Source organism: Larkinella soli, assembly GCF_003703975.1.
Taxonomy (GTDB): Bacteria; Bacteroidota; Bacteroidia; order Cytophagales; family Spirosomataceae; genus Larkinella; species Larkinella soli.
Genome location: NZ_QTJY01000005.1, coordinates 307902 through 327884, shown reverse-complemented (window position 1 = coordinate 327884; position 19983 = coordinate 307902). Strand labels below are relative to the sequence as shown.

The 19983-nt window shown below is 60.3% G+C and carries 8 protein-coding genes; all 8 read left to right on the top strand.

From position 1 onward, the window contains the following. Positions 1-8 precede the first annotated feature (8 nt). Positions 9-2408 carry an ABC transporter permease gene (locus DX909_RS15040; RefSeq protein WP_128546005.1) on the top strand — a complete coding sequence of 800 codons (2400 nt, stop codon included), beginning with the start codon at positions 9-11 and terminating at the stop codon, positions 2406-2408. A 33-nt stretch (positions 2409-2441) separates the two neighbouring features. Then, positions 2442-4853 carry an ABC transporter permease gene (locus DX909_RS15035; protein ID WP_128546004.1) on the top strand — a complete coding sequence of 804 codons (2412 nt, stop codon included), beginning with the start codon at positions 2442-2444 and terminating at the stop codon, positions 4851-4853. Positions 4854-5171: 318 nt separating this feature from the next. Further along, positions 5172-7625 carry an ABC transporter permease gene (locus tag DX909_RS15030; RefSeq protein WP_128546003.1) on the top strand — a complete coding sequence of 818 codons (2454 nt, stop codon included), beginning with the start codon at positions 5172-5174 and terminating at the stop codon, positions 7623-7625. A 143-nt stretch (positions 7626-7768) separates the two neighbouring features. After that, positions 7769-10174: an ABC transporter permease gene (locus DX909_RS15025; protein ID WP_128546002.1), complete on the top strand. Its 2406-nt coding sequence runs from the start codon at positions 7769-7771 to the stop codon at positions 10172-10174. Between the two features lie 24 nt (positions 10175-10198). Continuing rightward, on the top strand, positions 10199-12619 hold the full coding sequence (locus DX909_RS15020) for an ABC transporter permease (protein ID WP_128546001.1): 2421 nt from the start codon (positions 10199-10201) through the stop codon (positions 12617-12619). Between the two features lie 41 nt (positions 12620-12660). Continuing rightward, complete coding sequence (locus tag DX909_RS15015) at positions 12661-15108, top strand: ABC transporter permease (RefSeq protein ID WP_128546000.1); 2448 nt, start codon at positions 12661-12663, stop codon at positions 15106-15108. Between the two features lie 12 nt (positions 15109-15120). Beyond that, complete coding sequence (locus DX909_RS15010; protein WP_128545999.1) at positions 15121-17502, top strand: ABC transporter permease; 2382 nt, start codon at positions 15121-15123, stop codon at positions 17500-17502. Positions 17503-17531: 29 nt separating this feature from the next. Next, positions 17532-19982 (top strand): ABC transporter permease, encoded by a 2451-nt coding sequence (locus DX909_RS15005; protein ID WP_128545998.1) that lies wholly within the window; start codon positions 17532-17534, stop codon positions 19980-19982. Position 19983 lies beyond the last annotated feature (1 nt).

The following is a 19983-nucleotide window of genomic DNA, read 5'->3' as shown; positions in this document are numbered from 1 at the left end:
CTGAAACCATGTTCAGAAACTTTCTGGTTACGGCCTGGCGTAATCTGACGAACCATCAGATGGTGACGCTCCTTAACATCGTCGGCCTCGCCCTGGGGGTGGCGACCTGCCTGCTGATCGGTGTCTGGCTTCGGCGTGAACTTCAGTTTGATGATTTCCACCCCGCCGGCCACCGCATCTACCGGCTGAGTAATACGTTCAAATCCGAAAGCGAATCGTTCTCACAGGCTCCCTCCGGGCCGGCCTTCGGGGCTCAGCTGCCCCGGCAGCTGCCCGCCGTCGAGGCCGCCTGCCGCATTTTCCGCGACCAGTTCAAGCTCAAGGCCGGCAACGAAGTGTTCTTCGAATCGGGCGGAATGTTTGCGGATTCGAGCTTCTTCCGGTTCTTCGGCTTTCCGCTCCGGCTCGGCCGCCCCGAACAGGTACTGGAGACCCCGAACCAGATTGTGCTGACCGAGAAAACCGCCCTGCGGTATTTCGGACGCGAGAACCCGGTCGGCCGGACACTCCTGCTGGACGGCACCTTCCCTCTGACGGTTTCCGGGGTGGCCGCCGACCCGCCGATTCATTCCCACATTCAGTTCGATTTCGTCATTCCCGTATCCTTTCTCAGAAAGCAGGCGCAGGAACAGTATAAACTCGATATCGACAACCTCTGGGTCGGAGGATGGCCCAATACCTACGTCCGGCTGGCCGACCCGGCCGACCCGGAGGGCGTCGGGAAACGGATCAACGAGATTGCCGCCCGAAATTCCCGGAAGGAATGGAAGGAAAACCGGATGTCCTACCAGTATTTTCTTCAGCCGATTCGGGATATCCATCTGAAATCCCATTTACGGTATGATGCGCAGAACAACGGGAGTCTGGCCCGGGTCAACGTGTTTACGGCGGTGGGCCTGGTCGTGCTGCTGCTGGCCTGTATCAACTACATCAACCTGACCACGGCCGGGGCCGTCCGCCGGGCGAAAGAGACGGCCGTCCGGAAGGTCGTCGGGGCGGTCCGGGGTCAGCTGATCCGCCAGTTTTTTTTGGAAACACTGATTGTCTGCACCCTGGCGGTGAGTCTCGGCCTGGTGCTGGTCAAAGGGTTCCTGCCCCTGTTTTCGCAATGGCTCGGCCAGCCCTACGATTTTCCGCTGAACGGCCCCAACGTGCTGGTGCTACTGCTTTTCATCGGCCTGATCTCGGCGGTAGCCGGCCTCTATCCGGCCGCCATCCTGTCTTCGTTCCAGCCGGTCACCACGCTGAAAGGGCATGTTTCGCGGGGCATTCGGGGCAACCTGATCCGGAAAGGGCTGGTGGTCTTTCAGTTTACGATCACCATTGCCCTTGTGGCTTCCATCCTGATCATCGGCCGCCAGATGAAGCTGATCAAAAACCAGGCGCTGGGCTTCAACGGGCAGGCCGTTCTCCAGGTGGCCTTCAACGGCGACCCGGCGGTGGTGCAGCGGTATGCCGTCCTGCGGAAAGAACTGCTCGGCCATCCTCACATTCGCCACGTCAGCAAACACAACCAGAGCGTCGTGGGCGGCCTGGGCAACGGCTGGACCACGACCACCAACCTGAAAGGGGAGGAGATCTCGACGAGCCTGTACCAGTTTTCGGTCGATACGAGCTATTTCGCCACTTACGATATGAAGCTGGTCGCGGGGCGGTTTTTCTCCCCGGCCTTCCCGACCGATACGGCCCGGGCCGTGCTGGTCAACGAGGCCGCCGTCCGCACCTTCGGCTGGCAGAAACCGGAGAACGCCATCGGCAAACGCTTCGGCAAGGGGGAAAACACGCGCTATGTCGTCGGGGTGGTGAAAGACTTTAACTTTGAAAGCCTCCATAAGCCGGTCGAGGCCCTGCTGATCCAGTACGCCCGGGAGGGAAGCAGCCTGTCGCTGAAGATCGATGCCGCCCATACCGACGAGGTCATTGCCTTTCTGGAGGACAAATGGCGGACGCTGGTGCCGGAAGTGCCGCTGAACTACTTCTTCATCGACGAGCGAATTGCGCAGCAGTATGGCGACGAGCGCAAAATGGAGGGCGTGTTTTACGGCTTCGCGGGCCTTTCGCTGCTGATCGCCTGCCTCGGGCTGTTCGGCCTGTCGATGTTCGTCGTCCAGCGGAAGGTAAAGGAGATCGGCATCCGTAAGGTGCTGGGGGCCAGCGTCGGCAGTATCGTCGGCCTGCTGTCGAAGGACTTTGTCGGGCTGGTGCTGGTGGCGGTGCTGATCGCGTCGCCGATCGCCTGGTATGTGATGGAACAGTGGCTTCAGGAGTTTGCCTACCGCATCCGGATCGAACCGGGCGTTTTTGCCCTCGCCGGGCTGACCGCTCTGGGGGTCGCCCTACTCACCGTCAGCTTTCAGGCACTCAAAGCCGCCCTGATGAACCCAGTCAAAAGCCTGCGGTCGGAGTGAGACCACCCCCCGGCCTGATAACCATTAGGAATAATGCTGAAAAACTACCTGAAAATCGCCTGGCGGAATCTGCGGAAGCACCCGACCACCACCGGCATCCATCTCGTCGGCCTGACGCTGGGGCTGGCGACCTGCCTGCTGATCGGGCTGTTCATCCGGAACGAGTGGAATTACGACCGGCATCACCGGCTGGCCGACCGCATCTTTCGCGTCAGCATGATCCGGACCACCGGCGAGGAGATCGACCGGTCGGGCATCACACCCTACCCGCTGGGCGATGCCCTGCGCAGGGACTTTCCGGACTGGGTGAAGGTTGCCTCCCTTCATGCCGACCGTGACCTGGAGGTGAGGGTCAGCCGGGACAAGATTCTGCCGGAAGACAACGTGCTGTTTGCCGAGCCGCAGCTTCTGGACATTCTTGATTTTCAGATGATCACCGGCGACGGCCGGGCCATTTTGGGTCGGCCCAACGAAGTGATCCTGACGGAAAGTACAGCCCGGAAGTATTTCGGCAAAGAACCGGCACTCGGAAAAACCCTCCGGCTGGCCAACCGGCTGGATGTTCGGGTCGCCGGTCTCATGCGCGATATTCCGACGCAGTCGGGCTTTACGGCCACGATGCTGGTGTCCTATCTTTCCCTGAAAAATTATTTTCCCTTCGATATTACGCATTGGGACCTGCGTTCGGGGGGCAGCGTCCTGGCGGTCTTGCCGGAAGGCCGATCGCCCGAACAGTATGCCGCCCGGCTCCGGCAGGCCGGAAAGAAATATTTCGCCGACCGGCCCGGTGAAACCAGCGAGCTGTTGCTCCAGTCGCTGACCGATATTCATTTCAACCCGGCTTTCGGCGGAACGCAGTTCACCCCCGCCATGACGCCCACTTACCTCTACGTATTCGGAGCCGTGGGCTTGTTCGTGCTGCTGATTGCCTGCGTGAATTTCATCAACATGTCGACGGCCCGGGCCATGACCCGCGCCAAGGAGGTAGGCGTCCGGAAAGCCGTCGGCGCCACCCGGGGCCAGCTGGTGGGCCAATTCCTGAGCGAAGCGTTCTGGGTGTCGGCCCTCTCGGCCGTTCTTGCCCTGCTGCTGACCAACACCCTCCTGCCGGCCGTCAATGACTTCCTGCAGAAACAGATCGTCTTCCCCTGGGGAGAAGCCGTCGGCCTGACGGCAGTGCTGGCCGTCGGCACCGCCTTGCTGGCTGGTTTGTACCCGGCTTTCTTTCTGTCGCGTTTCCGGCCCGTCCGGGTGCTGAAATCGGCCGCCGGGCCGGTCGGCAGCGGCAGGGCCTGGCTTCGTCAGGGGCTGGTCGTGTTTCAGTTCACCATCTCGCTGGTGCTGGCGGTGGGGGTACTGGTCGTTTACCGGCAGATGAATTATTTCCGGTCGAAAGACCTCGGTTTCGGGCGGGAGGCCCGCGTGGTGGTCGGACTGCCCAAGCCCGGCCGGCCCGCTCCGCTGGCGGCCGCTCTCCGGCAGATTCCGGGCGTCGAAGAACTTTCCTTTGCCCTCGGGGCACCCACTTCGACCAATAACTTCGGTACGGAGATGGTACCCGATAAGTCGAATCCCAACCGGCGCATCTCAATTGCGCTCAAGGTGACCGATGCCGACTACCTGTCAACTTATGGCCTCCGGCTCGTCGCCGGCCGGTTTTTCGAACACCGCGACACGGTGGCCATTTCGCGAAGCCTGCCCGAAGAGAAACGGCGGTATGTGTTTGTAATCAATGAGACCGCTGCGAAGGCGCTGGGTTATGCCCGGCCCCGGCAGGCCGTCGGGCGGAAGATCGCCGTCGGGCTGAACGACATCGAAGCCGAAGTCGTGGGCGTGGTGAAAGACTTCCATATCCGGTCGCTGCGGGAACCCATCGAGCCGATGGTGATGATCAATTTTCCGGCCTTCTACTACACGATTGGCCTGAAACTGCGGACAAAAGACTATGCCTCTACCCTGGCCGCTGTGGAGAAGACCTGGAAGCGTTTTTATCCGGAAGCCCTGTTCGAAGCCCGGTTTCTGGACCAAAGCCTTCAGGAGCAGTACGAGGAGGAAAACCGGCAGTTCGGGATGCTGCGGGTGTTCGCCGGGCTGGCGCTGGTCATCTGCTGTCTGGGCCTGTGGGGGCTGGCGACTTTCGTGATCGAACGCCGGACGAAGGAAATCGGCGTGCGCAAGGTGCTGGGCGCGTCGGTGACGGGCATCGTGACCCTGCTGTCCGGGGATTTCCTGAAACTGGTGGGGCTGGCCATCGGGGTGGCGACGCCCATCGGCTGGTGGGCCATGAACCAGTGGCTGAAGGCGTTCACCTACCGCATCGACATCGACTGGTGGATCTTCGGGCTGGTGGGGCTGGCCGCCGTAAGCATCGCCTTTCTGACGGTGAGCTTCCAGAGCATCCGGGCGGCTTTGATGAACCCGGTGAATTCGCTGCGGAGCGAGTGAGACCACCCCCCGGCCCCTCCTAAAACAGGAGGGGGTGGCTTCGCAGATTGCTGAACATAGCAGCGCACTCCCCCTCCTTGCTAAGGAGGGGGTCGGGGGGTGGTCTTTCAGGAAGGCCGGGCGCAAATCATGGTCAGCAGCATACCGCCCACTTCAGGGAGCTGGGGGTGTCCGCAAGTGAACGGGAAACCGTCCGTTTGCGGACATTTCATTTGATTCTGATTAAGTAAGTAATTGATAGTTAGTAGCTTATTAGTTTGGTACATCGTTTGGGGATAGCAGGGAAGATACCGGTTTCATCCTTTCACTCGTACCGCTATGTTCCGAAACTACCTCACGATCGCTTTTCGGAATCTATGGAAAAACAAGGTGTTTGCCCTGGTCAACCTTCTGGGGCTGGCGGTGGGCATTACGGCCTGCCTGCTGATTCTGCAATACGTCAGCTTCGAGCTGAATTTTGACCGGTTTCATCCTGATTTCGACCGGATTTACCGGGTAACCAACGACCGTTTTCAGCAGGGTAAACTCGTTCAGCACGGCACCATCACCTACCCGACCGTCGGTCCGACGATGGCGAAGGATTACCAGGAAATCGAAGATTATACCACCATCGTTTCGGGCGGAAGCGTCAAATTTCGCCGGGGGAAGGCCGTCTTTCAGGAGGAAAGCATCCTGTTTGCCGATCCCCGTTTTCTGACGTTCTTCTCCTTTCCGCTGGTGGCCGGCGACCTCAAAACCGCCCTGAAAGCGCCCAACAGCTTAATTTTGACGGAAAGTAACGCCCGGCGGATGTTCGGGGCACAGCCGAAAGACTATGCCGGACTGATCGGCCGCACGCTGATGGCCGACACGGACCCTGAACCTTACCGCATCACCGGCGTCATGAAGGACGTTCCGGCTAACTCTCATCTGCAATTCGGGGCACTGGTTTCCTACGAAACGCTTGTCCGCATCTGGGGTCCCTGGGTAAAAGACAGCTGGGAGGGCTCCGACATGTGGCATTACCTGAAACTGAAACCGGGCGCCGACGCCGGGGCGCTGGAGCGCAAATTTCCGGCTTTCAGCGCCCGGTATTTCAAGGGCGACAAGGTGACGGGCAGCACCGAGAAGTTTTATCTCCAGCCGCTGAGAAAAGCGCATCTTTATTCGGATTATGAGTACGAAATCGGGGTCGTCAACAACGGCCGGGCGGTCTGGACCCTGCTCATCGTGGGGGCGTTCATCCTGATCATCGCCTGGATCAATTACGTCAACCTGGCCACGGCCCGCTCGCTGGAACGCGCCAGAGAGGTCGGCGTCCGGAAGGTGGTCGGCGCAACCCAATCCCAACTGGTCGGGCAGTTTCTGGCCGAATCGGTGCTGCTGAACCTTCTCGCCTTCGGCCTGGCGATCATGCTGACCCTGTCGCTCGAGCCGCTGGTCAGCGGTCTGATCGGCAAGCCGCTCTCGCTCTCGCTGCTCACCGGGGCCGGATTCGGCGGCACGGGGATGCCGGTTTTTCTGGTAGCCGTTTTCACGCTCGGGATGCTTCTCTCCGGCTTTTATCCTGCCTTCAGCCTTTCGGCCTTCCGGCCGATTTCCGTTCTGAAAGGCAGCTTCCGGCGCTCGGCCAGAGGCATCTGGGTCCGGCAGTCGCTGGTGGTGTTTCAATATACCGCTTCCGTCGTTCTGATCATCGGTACGCTGATCGTCTACCGCCAGCTCGAATATATGCGCAACCGGAACCTGGGATTCGATATGGAGCAGATGCTGGTCGTGTCGGGACCGGCGCTGACCCGCTGGGATTCGACCTTCATCGACCGGGTCAACACCTTCAAAAGCGAACTAAGACAACTTTCGGGCGTCAAGGCCGCATCGGCCTCCATCAATCTGTTCGGTGACCGGCTGCCCCGGACGTTCAGCGTCCGGCGTCTGGAATCCGACAATGGCCAGGGCATGACCGTCAACCGGATGCACATCGACGCCGACTTTCTGGAGACCTACCGGATCCGGCTGCTGGCCGGGCGGAATTTTCTGCTCACCGATTCGGATCAGAACCCCGATAAGGTCAACAAAACCCTCATCAATCACTCTGCGGCCCGGCTGCTGGGCTTCCGGGACCCGGCTTCGGCCGTGGGCCGGAAGGTGCAGATTTTCGGGCGGCCGTGGGAGGTCGTCGGCGTCATGGCGGATTTTCACCAGCAGTCGCTCCGGCACCGGATCGAACCGATCGTTTTCTTTCCCTACTACGCCACCGGCGGCTATTATTCCGTCAAGGTGGAGACGGCCGACCTGAGCCGGACCATCGATCAGGTGAAGGCCAAATACCGGGAGTTTTTCCCCGGCAACGAATTTACGTACTTCTTCATGGACGAGCAGTTCAACCGGCAATACGAGGCCGACCGGATATTCGGAAAGATCACCAGTTACTTCTCCCTGCTGGCGGTGCTGATCGCGTCGCTGGGTCTGTTCGGGCTGTCGTCGTATACCATCACCCAGCGCATGAAGGAGATCGGCATCCGCAAGGTGCTGGGCGCTTCGATCACCGGGATCGTGGCGCTGCTGTCGAAGGATTTCCTGAAGCTGGTGGCCGTGGCCTTCCTGATCGCCGTGCCGCTGGCCTGGTATGGGATGAGCCAGTGGCTGAAGGACTTTGCGTATCGAATCGAGGTCGAAGGGTGGATCTTCGTCGCAGCCGGGGTGCTGGCCGGCCTGATCGCCGTCGCCACCGTCAGTTTTCAAAGTATCCGGGCGGCTTTGATGAATCCGGTGAAGTCGCTGCGGAGTGAGTGAGACCACCCCCCGACCCCGCACCGGCGGCCCGGCCTCCTAAAACAGGAGGGGGAGTGCGCTGCCGTTTTTCGGCTCCGCAAAGCCACCCCCTCCTTACCAGGGAGGGGGCCGGGTGTGGTCCAGCCTGGTAACTATAAGGAATTATGCTGAAAAATTACCTGAAAATCGCCTGGCGGAGTCTGCTGAAGAACCGCCTGTTCACGTTTCTGAACCTGCTCGGGCTGGCGACGGGCCTTGCCGTGGCGCTCCTGCTTATGCTGTACGTAAAGGATGAACTGGCTTTCGACCGGTATCATACCCACGCCGACCGCATCTATCGCGTGGGCGTCACGGCCACCTTCGACGGCCAGAGCATGCAGTGGGCCAACGCGCCCAGCGCCGTAGGACCCGCGCTGAAAGCCGACATTCCCGGCATCGAGCAGGACGTCCGCATCCTGCGCCATAACTACGGACAGACGGCCTTCGTCCGGTCCGGCGAAAAGAAATTTGCCGAAAAACGGTTCTACTGGGCCGACGGCAGCCTGTTCGACGTGTTCGACGTCCGCCTGGTGCAGGGCAGCCCGGCTTCGGCCCTGGCGGCACCCGGCAAGGTGGTCCTGAGCCGGGAGACCGCCGAGCGGTATTTCGGCAGCGGCAACCCCATCGGCAAGATACTGTACGTGGATAACAGAGATACCCTGGAGGTCAGTGGAGTCTACGAGCCGTTTCCGGGCGCTTCGACCCTGGACGCCGACCTGATCGGCTCGTTCAGCAGCATCCGGTGGGCGAAAAAGCCGACCTGGGACAACGCCAGTTTCGAAACCTACCTGCGGCTGGCTCCGCAGGCCAAAGCCGCGGCCGTCGAGAAGCAGATGGCGACGGTGGTCGATAAGAACATCCCGAAAGCCGAGCAGTGGTTTACGCTCAGCCTTCAGCCGCTGACCGACATCCATCTGCATTCGACCGGGATTACCAACTCCAACACCACCCGCATCGGCGATTTCCGGCAGGTGAAAATCCTGCTGGTGCTGGCCGTGGTGGTGCTGCTCATTGCGGGTATCAACTACATGAACCTCAGCACCGCCCGGGCGCAGATCCGGTTCCGGGAAGTGGGCGTCATCAAGACCGTCGGGGCCACGATGCAGAATCTGGTAACGCGGTTTTACATCGAAACCGGTCTGATGGTGTTTCTGGCGCTGCTGCTCTCGCTGGGGCTGGTGGCGCTCGGCCTGCCCTTCATCAACCAGCTGACCGAAAAGCAGCTGACGTTCAGCTCCATCCTGACGCCCGAAGTGCTGGGCGGCTTCCTGGCGATCGGCGGGTTCATCACGCTGCTGGCGGGTTCGTATCCGGCTTTTTATCTTTCCTCTTTTTCACCCAAAAACCTGCTGAACACCGCCTTCCGTGCCGGCTCGGGGGCGGGTTTGTTCCGGCGGTCGCTGGTAGTCATGCAGTTTACGGCCTCGGTGGTGCTGATCGTCAGTACCTTTATTTTCTACCGGCAGCTCCGGTTCATTCAGACGCAGAAGCTGGGGTACGAACCCACGCAGGTGGTGGCGGTGACGGTCTCCGGCGCCCGCGACGCCAAAGCCATCGACGGGCTGGTGAATGACTACCGCGCCCTGAGCAGCGTCGTGGAGGTGACCCGGACGCAGGCCTATCCGGGCAACGGCGGCAGCGGCCGCTCCATCTCCAAACCGGGCAAGGCCGACCCGACCAATCCGCACGGCGGCATGGCGATTACGACCAACCGCGCCGACCGCGAGATCATCGACGTGCTGGGGCTGAAACTGCTGGCCGGCACCTCGCTCCCGGCGGTGAAAAATCCGCAGGACACCGTCGTGCAGATGGTGCTGAACAAAAAAGCCGTCGATTATCTCGGTTATACGCCGGAGAAGGCCATCGGCAAGATCGCGCAGGGCGTTTTCGGCTACAACCGCGCCGTCATCGTGGGAGTGGTCGACGATTTCCACTTCCAGTCGATGCACACGCCCATCGGGGCCTACGGTTTTCATAACAACGACTCCGAATGGCGGCCTTACCTGCTGGTCAAAACCCGGACGGCCAACCTGCCTGAAACCATGCGGCAACTGGAAACCACCTTCCGGAAAGATCTGCCCGAGTCGGCTTTCGAATACACGTTCTTGGACGAGTACCTGAACACGCTGTACCGTTCCGAGCAGCGGACGGCGCAGGTCGTGCTGTTCTTCTCGGCCCTGGCGATCCTGATTGCGTGTCTGGGGCTGTTCGGGCTGGCGGCTTTCACGGCCGAGCAGCGGATGAAGGAAATCGGCGTGCGCAAGGTGCTGGGCGCGTCGGTGGCGAGCATCGTGGCGCTGCTGTCGAAGGATTTCCTGAAGCTGGTGGTCATCTCGATCCTGATTGCGTCGCCCATTGCCTGGTACGCCATGAGCCGGTGGCTCCGGGCCTTCGCCTACAAGATCGACGTCGAGTGGTGGGTGTTTGCGCTGGCGGGCGTCGTGGCGGTCGGGGTGGCCTTCCTGACGGTCAGCTTCCAGAGTATCAAGGCGGCTTTGATGAATCCGGTGAAGTCGTTGAAGAGCGAGTGAGACCACCTAACCGGACATAAAACCATGTTTCGTAACTATCTGAAAATTGCGGTTCGAACGCTCTGGAAACACCGGACGCACATGCTCATCAACGTGTTGGGCATGGCGGTGGCGTTTGCCACCAGCCTTCTGCTGTTTCTGTCGGCCTCCTTCGACCTTTCCTTCGACCGGTTTCACGAAAAAGCCGACCGCATCTACCGTCCTTATCTGGTCCAGAACCGCAATACCGGCCCGTGGAAAGTCGGCAGCATGCCGTATCCGCTCAGCCCGGCGCTGAAGGCCGAACTGCCGGAAGTCGAAAGCGTGACCCGGTATTTTGCGTCGTCGGGCGTTCTGGAGTATAAAGGCAAATCCTTTCAGAAGGACATCCGCTGTGCGGACCCGGAAGTGCTGCGGATCTTCTCCTTCCCCCTGAAACGGGGTGACGTCCGCCATGCCCTGAACAACCTCAGTGACATCGTCATCAGCGAGGACCTGGCGCGGGACGTCTTCGGGAAGGAAGACCCGGTCGGGAAGTCGGTGCGGGTGAAAGGCTTTGGGGGGTGGAAGGAATTCATCGTGAGCGCCGTCGTGTCGAACGCGCCCGCCAGTTCATCGGTCACGTACGATGCCTTCATCCGGGTCGAGAACCGGGCGGATTATGCGGACCTGAAAGGAAACTGGAATTTTAGTAATCATAGCCTGTATATCCTGCTGAAGGAGGGCGCTGCGCAGAAAGCGTTTGAAGCCCGCGTACGGAGCCTGACCAGCCGGTATTTTTCGGAAACCATCCGGGATCTGAAAAGGATCGGGAGTTTCACCGATGAAAACGGCGACCGGCTGAGCCTGCGTCTTCAGCCGCTTACGGCCGTCCATTTCGACACCGAACTGATTCAGGGAATGGGCGTAAGCCGGGCGTACGTCTACACGCTGCTCGGCATCGGGCTGTTCATCCTGCTGATTGCGGTCATCAATTTTGTCAATCTGACGCTGGCCCGGTCGTTCACGCGGGCGAGGGAGGTAGGGGTGCGAAAGTCGCTGGGGGCGCTGCGGAGCCAGCTGTTCACCCAGCTCTGGGGCGAAGCACTGCTGACCTGCACCCTCGCCCTGCTGCTGGGAATCTGGCTGGCGGTGCAGCTTCTGCCGGAGTTCAACGCCCTGTTTGCCACCCGGCTGAAACTGGAAACGCTCCTGTCGCCGGTGACGCTGGCGGCAATTCTGGGCGGCTTCGGGCTGATCACCCTGGTCTCGGGCGGCTATCCGGCCTGGATGATGGCCCGCTTTCCGACGGTGCAGGTGCTGAAGGGCACGCTGCGGCCCGGCCGGCCCGGTTTGCTGCGTAACGGCCTGATTGTTACGCAGTTTGCGGTGGCCTGTGCCCTCATTACCAGCACCTTCATCGTGTTGCAGCAGATTCGGTACCTCCGGGATAAGCCGCTCGGGTTCGAGGAGGAGCAGGTCATCAGCCTTCCGTTGGTGGGCGATTTTCAGGAGCGGGACGTTCTGAATCGCCTGCGGAGCCGCCTGGCCGGTGATCCGAACGTGGTGGCCGTGACGGGTACCGCCGTCAACCTCGGCGACGGTCTCGACAACAACTCTTCGCGGAGCATGACCGCCTTTTCGTACAAAGGCCGGGAGGTCGTTACAGACTGGCTTCGCATCGATTATGAATATCTGAAAACACTGAACATCCGGCTGCTGGCCGGACGGGATTTCAGTCGTGATTATGCGGCCGACTCGGTATCCAGCGTGATCATTACCGAAAGCATGGCCCGACGGATGGGAGAAAAGAACCCGGTCGGGGCGTTTTTCAAAGCCGGACCGAACAACGCCGGCTATCAGGTCGTCGGGGTCGTTCCCGACTTTCACCTGTATGCCCTGCATAACAAGGTGGAGCCGATCACCATGCATATGTCCCCGCAGGTCGGGATCGCCTATGTACTGGTGCGGGTGCGGCCCGAGGGAACGACGTCCGTGATGGAAACGCTCCAACGGGAGTGGAAGCAGATCGCTCCCCGGTCCGAATTTCTGGCGTCGTTCCTGAACGAAAACACCGACCGCTGGTACCGGCAGGAGGAACGGCTTTCGAAGATGTACGGCATCGCTGCAGGCATTGCCGTGGCGCTGTCGTGCATGGGCCTGTTCGCCGTCACCCTGCTGACCATCGAGCAGCGGACGAAGGAGATCGGCGTGCGCAAGGTGCTGGGCGCGTCGGTGGCCGGCATCGTCACCCTGCTCTCGAAGGATTTTATCAAACTCGTTTTGCTGGCGCTCGTCGTCGGCGGCCCGGCGGCCTGGTATTTCATGAGTGCCTGGCTGAAGGACTTCCCCTACCGCATCGACCTGGAATGGTGGATGTTTGCCGCCACCGGGGCGCTGGCCGTGCTCATCGCCCTGGCGACGGTGAGCGTCCAGAGCATCCGGGCGGCTTTGATGAATCCGGTGAAGTCGCTGCGGAGCGAGTGAGGGACTAAAGTTTGAAAAAAGAGTCAGGACGTAATAAAACTATGCTCGGAAACTACCTGAAAATCGGCCTGCGGAACCTCTGGAAAAACCGGTCGTACGGCTTCATCAACGTGCTGGGGCTGGCGCTGGGCATGACGTGCTGTCTGCTCATCGTCCTTTTTATCCGGTATGAACTGGGCTTCGACCGCTTCCATACGAACGCCGACCGCATCTTCAGGGTCGTCGAACACAGCCGCAAGGCCGACGGGGTGCAGTACTGGTCCACGACGGCTTATCCGCTCGCTCAGGCCATCCGTCGGGAAATCCCGGGGGTGAGCGTCACGCAGACCGCCGGCCCCGATATGCGCATCATCAGTTCGACCGACGGCCGGGGCAACGTGAACCGGTTCGAGGAAAAACGGGTAATGTTCGCCGATGAAAACTATCTGAACACCTTCGACTTCAGTGCGGCATTTCCGGAAGGGCTCTGGCTGGCCGGCGACCCGAAAACCGCCTTCCGGCCGGTCAACGCCGTGGTGCTGACCCGGAAGATGGCCGAGCGGTATTTCCCCGGCGCCGGCGGGAACTTCGCCGGCCTGATCGGGAAAACCCTGACCCTGAATAACTCCGACCCCCTGACGGTCACCGGAGTGATCCGGACTCCGCCCCGCAATACGAACCTGCTGTTCGATATTCTGATCAACTTCCGGTTTTTCGAGAAAAATAATCCGTTTCAGGTGACCAACTGGTCGGGCAACTACCAGGGAACCACCTACCTTACCCTGCCGGAAGGCGCGGATCCGGCGGCTTTCGAAGGGCAGTTGAAGGGGATTCAGAAAAAGTATCAGAACGCCGAAGACCAGCGCCGGATCAGTTACTTCCTGCAGCCTCTTCGTGAGATCCACACCGGCACGCTCTACGGCGGCAGCCTGGGGCGGTATGTGATCAGCCGGTCGGTGTTGGCCGGGCTGGCGGTGCTGGCGGTTTTTCTGGTGCTGATCGGCGCGTTCAACTTCATCAACCTCAGCGTGGCCCAGGCCATCGGGCGCCGGAAGGAAGTCGGCATCCGGAAGGTGATCGGCAGCACGCGGGCGCAGCTCTTTATGCAGTTTATCGGGGAGAGCCTGCTGATGGCGGCCGTCGCCGGGGTGGTGTCTCTGCTGGCGCTCAACGCCCTGCTGCCGCTGCTGAACCGCTCCTTTACCCTGATCGACCTCGACCTGCGGCCCGATGCGGGCCTCTGGGGGTTCGGTGCCGGGCTGGTAGGCGTGGTAGCGTTGCTGGCGGGCGGTTATCCGGCTTTCGTGCTGTCGGGCTTTCAGCCGATCAAAGCTCTGAAAAACGCGTTTGACGGTCCGCAGAAAGGGTTTTCGCTCCGGCAGGGGCTGATCGTACTCCAGTTCTGCATCACCTATGGCCTGCTGGTCGGGACACTTGTAGTGGCGCGGCAGATGGATTTTTTCCGGAACAAGGAACTCGGTTTTACGAAAGAGGCCGTGCTGACGCTGAACGGCCCGCGCAACCAGCAGATCAGTAAAATGGAGGTGTTCCGGGAACGGCTGCTGGAAAACCCCGCCGTTCGGGAGGTGAGCTTCGCCACCGGCGCGCCGACGACGAACAACCACTACGGCACCGACTTCCGGCTGAAATCCGAACCGGAGACCATGAACCGGCAGGCCGAAATGAAGGTGGTCGATCTGCGATACCAGTCGCTGTTCGGGCTGCGGATGGTGGCCGGACACTGGTTCACCCGCACGAACGTCGTGCGGGACGGCCAGCGATTCAACGGCTTCGTCATCAATGAAACGATGGCGAAGATGCTCGGTCTGAGGCCCGAAGCGGCCGTCGGGCAAACCGTGGTCATCAACGAGGGCGAGGCCCCGGTGCTGGGCGTGGTGAAGGATTTTCATAATACGTCGCTCCAGAAGCCCATCGAACCCTGCGTGATGATGGTCTGGAATACCGGCTTTTTCGAGGAACTTCATCTGAAGCTGGCGTCGTCGGCGAACCTGCCGCAGACCCTTGGTGCCATCGCCCGGACCTGGAAGCAGGTCTTCCCGGAGGATGTGTTCCAGTATACCTTTCTGGACGATTCCCTGGCCCGTAACTACCTGATCGAGCAGCTCGTATTCGATGCGTTCCGGGTGTTTGCGGCCATTTCGATCTTTATTTCCTGCCTCGGCCTGTTCGGCCTGATCACGTTTGCGGCCGCCCGACGCACCAAGGAAATCGGCGTGCGCAAGGTGCTGGGCGCGTCGGTGGCCGGTATCGTGGCCCTGCTGTCGAAGGATTTTCTGAAACTGGTGCTGGTCGCCATCGCTCTCGGAACGCCGGTGGCCTGGTACGGAATGCACCGCTGGCTGGAGCATTTCACCTACCGGATCGAGGTGGAGGGGTGGATGTTTGCGGGGGCGGGGCTGGCTGCGGTCGGCATTGCCCTGGCGACGGTCGGCATCCAGAGCGTTCGGGCGGCTTTGATGAACCCCGTGAAAAGTCTTAAAAACGAATAGGTAATCACATATATGCTGCGTAACTACATCAAAATCGCCTTTCGGAACCTTGCCAAAAACAAGGGGTATTCCGCCATCAACATTCTCGGTCTGGCCGTCGGGATGTCCATTGCCATGCTCATCGGTCTCTGGATCTACGACGAGCTGTCCTACAACAAGTTTCACCGGAATTATGACCGGCTGGCCCAGATCTACATCAACCAGACCTTCAACGGCAGCACCGGCAGCGGCCGGGCGGTTTCCATTCCGTCCATTACGGAGATGAAAACCAAGTATGGAGCGGACTTCAAGGCTATTTCCATGGCTTCCTGGAATTTCGGGCATCTGCTGACCAACGGCGACAAAAAGATCAACAAGCAGGGCATGTTTGCCGAGCCGGAACTGCCCCGGATGCTCGCGCTGGACATGGTCCGGGGCGACTACGCCACCGCCCTGAAGGAGACGCGTTCCATCGTGCTGTCGGAATCGCTGGCGAAGACCCTGTTCGGGGAGCAGGACCCGCTGAACAAAATCCTCAAAATCGATACCAAAACCGACCTGAAGGTAACGGGCGTCTTCGCCGACCTGCCCTTCAACTCGGATTTTCACGAGGTCAATTTCTTCATTCCCTGGAGCTCGTATCTGATCGATCAGGGCTGGGTGAAGGAGTCGCAGCAGCAGTGGAGCAACCACTCGTTCCAGGCTTACGCTCAGATCGGCGATCAGGCCGATTTTGAAAAGGTTTCGGCTAAAATCCGGGACGTCGAGAAATCGCATACTTCCAAGCAGGAGAATCCGGAGTACTTCCTGCATCCGATGGCGAAGTGGCACCTGTATTCGGACTTCAAGGACGGTAAAAACGTTGGTGGAGCCATCCAGTTCGTGTGGCTGTTCGGTATCATCGGGGTGTTCGTGCTGCTGCTGGCCTGCATCAACTTCATGAACCTCAGCACCGCCCGTTCCGAAAAACGGGCCAAGGAGGTGGGCATCCGCAAAGCCGTCGGGTCGCAGCGGGAACAGCTGGTGACGCAGTTCCTGAGCGAGTCGATGCTCGTGGTCTTCTTCGCCCTGTTCCTGGCGATCCTCATCGTGCAGCTTTCGCTGACGCCCTTCAACGAACTGTCGGGCAAGCAGGTCAGCATTCCGTACGGATCGCCGGTTTTCTGGGCGGCCGCGATCGGGTTCACCCTGCTCACCGGGCTGGTGTCGGGCAGCTACCCGGCTCTGTACCTGTCGTCGTTCAATCCGCTGGCGGTGCTGAAAGGTACCTTCCGGCTCGGCCGGTTTGCCGCCTTGCCCCGCAAGGTGCTCGTGGTGGTGCAGTTTACGGTGTCCATCACGCTCATTATCGGCACCATCATCGTGTTCCGGCAGATCCAGCACGCCAAAAACCGCCCCGTCGGCTACAACCGCGAGGGGCTGCTTCAGGTGTCGCTGAGCGGCAACCTCTACGGACAGAACAAATACGAACTCCTGCGCGACGACCTGTTGAAAACCAGCGTAGTGGAGGAAATGAGCGAATCGTCCAGCCCGACGACCGGCGTCTGGTCCAACCAGATCGGTTTTGAATGGGAAGGCAAAGACCCTCAGGCAATTCCGCTGTTCGGCACCATCGCCTGCACGCACGACTTCGGTAAAACCATCGGCTGGAAGATCCTGGAAGGCCGCGACTTCTCGCGCGATTTTTCCACCGACACCTCGGCCTTCATCCTGAACGAAGCGGCCGTGGCCCTGACGGGTCTGAAGAACATCGTCGGAAAAACCATCCGGTATAACGAGAAGCCCATGAAGGTGGTCGGAGTAGTGAAGAACATGGTTATGGAGTCGCCCTACACGCCGGTCAAACCGACCATTTTCATGATGCGCTACGACTGGGCCAATTTCATCAACATCAAGCTGCGGCCGAACGTCCCGGTGGAGGATGCGCTGAAAAAAGTGGAAGCGGTCTTCCGGAAACACGACCCGGACAGCCTGTTCGACTTTCAGTTCGCCGATCAGGAATACGACGCCAAGTTCCGGGCCGAGGAACGCATCGGGAAGCTGTCCCGGATCTTCGCCGTGCTGGCGATCTTCATCAGCTGTCTGGGTCTGTTCGGGCTGGCGTCGTTCGTGGCCGAGCAGCGCGTGAAAGAGATCGGGGTGCGGAAAGTGCTGGGGGCCAGCGTGTTCAGTTTGTGGGGGCTGCTCTCCAAAGACTTTGTGCGGCTGGTGCTGCTGTCGTTCCTGATCGCGGCCCCGCTGGCCTGGTATTTCCTCAGCGACTGGCTCAAACAGTATGAATACCGGACCGACATTTCGTGGTGGATCTTCGTCCTGTCGGGCATCGGCGCCACGGTCATTACCCTGCTGACGGTGAGCTTTCAGGCCATCCGGGCGGCCCTGATGAACCCGGTCAAAAGCCTGCGAAGCGAATAACTTTTCCAAACCTAACCTATCCTATCCGAATGTTCAGGAATTATTTCACCGTCGCGTACCGGAACCTGCTTCGGCACAAGCTGTTTTCCCTGATCAACGTCTTCGGGCTGACCATCGGTCTGACGTGCTGCTTCCTGATTCTGCTGTTCGTCCGGCACGAACTGAGTTACGACCGGTTTCAGGAGAAGTTCGACCGGATCTACCGGGTGACGTATCTGCCCAAATTCGCCGGTCTGGAAGATCCCCTGGCGCTGACTCCGCCCCCGGCCTCTCCGCTGCTGGCCGGAAATTTTTCGGAGATCGAGAAGTCGGCCCGGGTGTTTCGGAGCAGCGCGACGGTCGAGCCGGCCGGCCGGCCTCAGGGGCAGCCCGTCAAGTTCGACGAGGACCGGTTTTTCTTCGGCGACCCGGCCCTCCTGGACATCTTCAGCTTCCGGTTCCGGCAGGGCAACCCCGCCACGGCCCTGAAAGACCGCTTCACGGTCATCATTACGGAGGAAATGGCGGCCAAGTATTTCGGGAAGGAGAACCCCGTCGGCAAAACGCTGCTCTACGAGGGCCGGCATCCGCTGCGGGTGACGGGCGTCTTCGAAGCCTTCCCGGACAACTCCCACATCCGCATCGATCTGCTGTCGAACTACGAAACCATGTTCGCGACGGAAACCGAAACCGCCCGGCAGAACCTGCCGCAGAACTGGATCATCTCCCACGGCTATACCTACGTGCTGCTGCGGCCCGGCGCGTCGCCCGAAACGGTGAATGCGCGGTTTCCGAAGTTTCTGCTGACCCACGTCGATAAACAGCTTTCCAAAGACATCGAGTACAAACTCGAACCCCTGAGCGACTTCCACCTGCGCTCCCGGGCGCAGGGCGGCCCCGAGCCGGCCGGCAGTCTGACCTACCTCTACGTGTTTCTCGGCATTGCGGGGATGACGCTGCTGATCGCCTGCATCAACTTCGTGAACCTCTCCACGGCCCGCTCGCTGAAACGGGCCAAAGAGGTCGGTATCCGGAAGGTGCTCGGCAGCGAGAAGGCGCAGCTGATCGCGCAGTTCCTGGGGGAGTCGCTGCTCCTGAGCGTCATCGCGCTCGCGTTTTCCTTCGTGCTGATCGCGGTGCTGCTGCCGGTGCTGAACAACCTGACGGGCAAGGAACTGACGATGCGGTATTTTCTGTCGGATGCGCCCCTGATCGGGTTCTTCGTCGGGATCGCGCTGTTTACCGGCCTGCTGTCGGGTTTCTACCCGGCCTTCTTCGTGGCCCGTTTCCAGCCGATCACGACGCTAAAAGGCAGCTTCGTCAGCGGTAAGGCGAAGGGCGGTGCGGTGCGGCAGGTACTGCTCGGCGCCCAGTTTGTCGCGTCCATCGCCCTGATCATCGGGGCACTGGTGGCCTACCGGCAGCTCAACTACATGCAGAACCGGCCGCTGGGTTTCGAGAAGGATTTCATCATTACGGCCAATACGCGCAACGAGCGGATTACCAACATCTTCGCCAACCGCACCGACAGCACCTACCTGCGGCTGCGGACGTTCCGCGAAATCCTGCTCCGCAATCCGGGCGTGAAGCAGGTGACGCTGACCACCCAGCAGATGGGCGACGGCAGTGTGCGCCGGAACGTGGTGCCGGAAGGGCATAAGCCCGAAGAAAACCTGTTCATCAGTTCGATGGGCGTCGATTATAACGTGGCCGATACCTACGGACTCAAGTTCGTCGCCGGACGGAATTTCTCGGAGTCCTACCCGACCGACCGGACCTCGGCATTCCTGATCAATGAAACCGGCGCGAAGCAGTTCGGCTGGAAGACGCCGGGGGAAGCCGTCGGCAAAACCGTCAACCTGGAGGGCAAGGAGGGCAAGATCATCGGCGTACTGAAGGATTTTCATAACCGCTCGCTGCACAATCCCATCGAAGGTATGATGATGAGCATCGACCTGCCGACGCTGCGGCTGTTCTCGATCAAAATCCAGTCGCAGAACCGGGAGGCCACGCTTAAATTCATCGAGCAGGAGTGGAACCGGTTTTTTCCGGAGAAAGGATTCTCCTACCAGTTTCTGGATGAGACCATCGCTCGGCTTTACGAGCGCGAACAGCGGCTGAGCCGGCTGATCGGCTATTTCGCCGGGCTGGCGGCCCTGATCTCCTGCCTCGGCCTGTATGGGCTGGTGGCGCTCGTGACGCAGCAGAAGACGAAGGAGATCGGTATCCGTAAGGTGCTGGGGGCCAGCGTAAGCAGCATCGTCGGGCTGTTGTCGAAAGACTTCGTGATTCTGGTGGGGGTGGCGCTGCTCATTGCCTCACCGATCGCGTGGTGGGCCATGAACCAGTGGCTTCAGGACTTCACCTACCGCATCGACATCGCCTGGTGGATGTTCGCTCTGGCCGGGGGGCTGGCCATCGTGGTCGCCCTGCTGACGGTGAGCTTCCAGAGCATCAAAGCCGCCCTGATGAACCCGGTCAAAAGCCTCAGAAGCGAATAAA

Excerpts from the sequence above, each read along its gene's own strand:
- DX909_RS15040 (WP_128546005.1), top strand. The coding sequence starts at position 9 with ATGTTCAGAAACTTTCTGGTTACGGCCTGGCGTAATCTGACGAACCAT.
- DX909_RS15035 (WP_128546004.1), top strand. The coding sequence starts at position 2,442 with ATGCTGAAAAACTACCTGAAAATCGCCTGGCGGAATCTGCGGAAGCAC.
- DX909_RS15030 (WP_128546003.1), top strand. The coding sequence starts at position 5,172 with ATGTTCCGAAACTACCTCACGATCGCTTTTCGGAATCTATGGAAAAAC.
- DX909_RS15025 (WP_128546002.1), top strand. The coding sequence starts at position 7,769 with ATGCTGAAAAATTACCTGAAAATCGCCTGGCGGAGTCTGCTGAAGAAC.
- DX909_RS15020 (WP_128546001.1), top strand. The coding sequence starts at position 10,199 with ATGTTTCGTAACTATCTGAAAATTGCGGTTCGAACGCTCTGGAAACAC.
- DX909_RS15015 (WP_128546000.1), top strand. The coding sequence starts at position 12,661 with ATGCTCGGAAACTACCTGAAAATCGGCCTGCGGAACCTCTGGAAAAAC.
- DX909_RS15010 (WP_128545999.1), top strand. The coding sequence starts at position 15,121 with ATGCTGCGTAACTACATCAAAATCGCCTTTCGGAACCTTGCCAAAAAC.
- DX909_RS15005 (WP_128545998.1), top strand. The coding sequence starts at position 17,532 with ATGTTCAGGAATTATTTCACCGTCGCGTACCGGAACCTGCTTCGGCAC.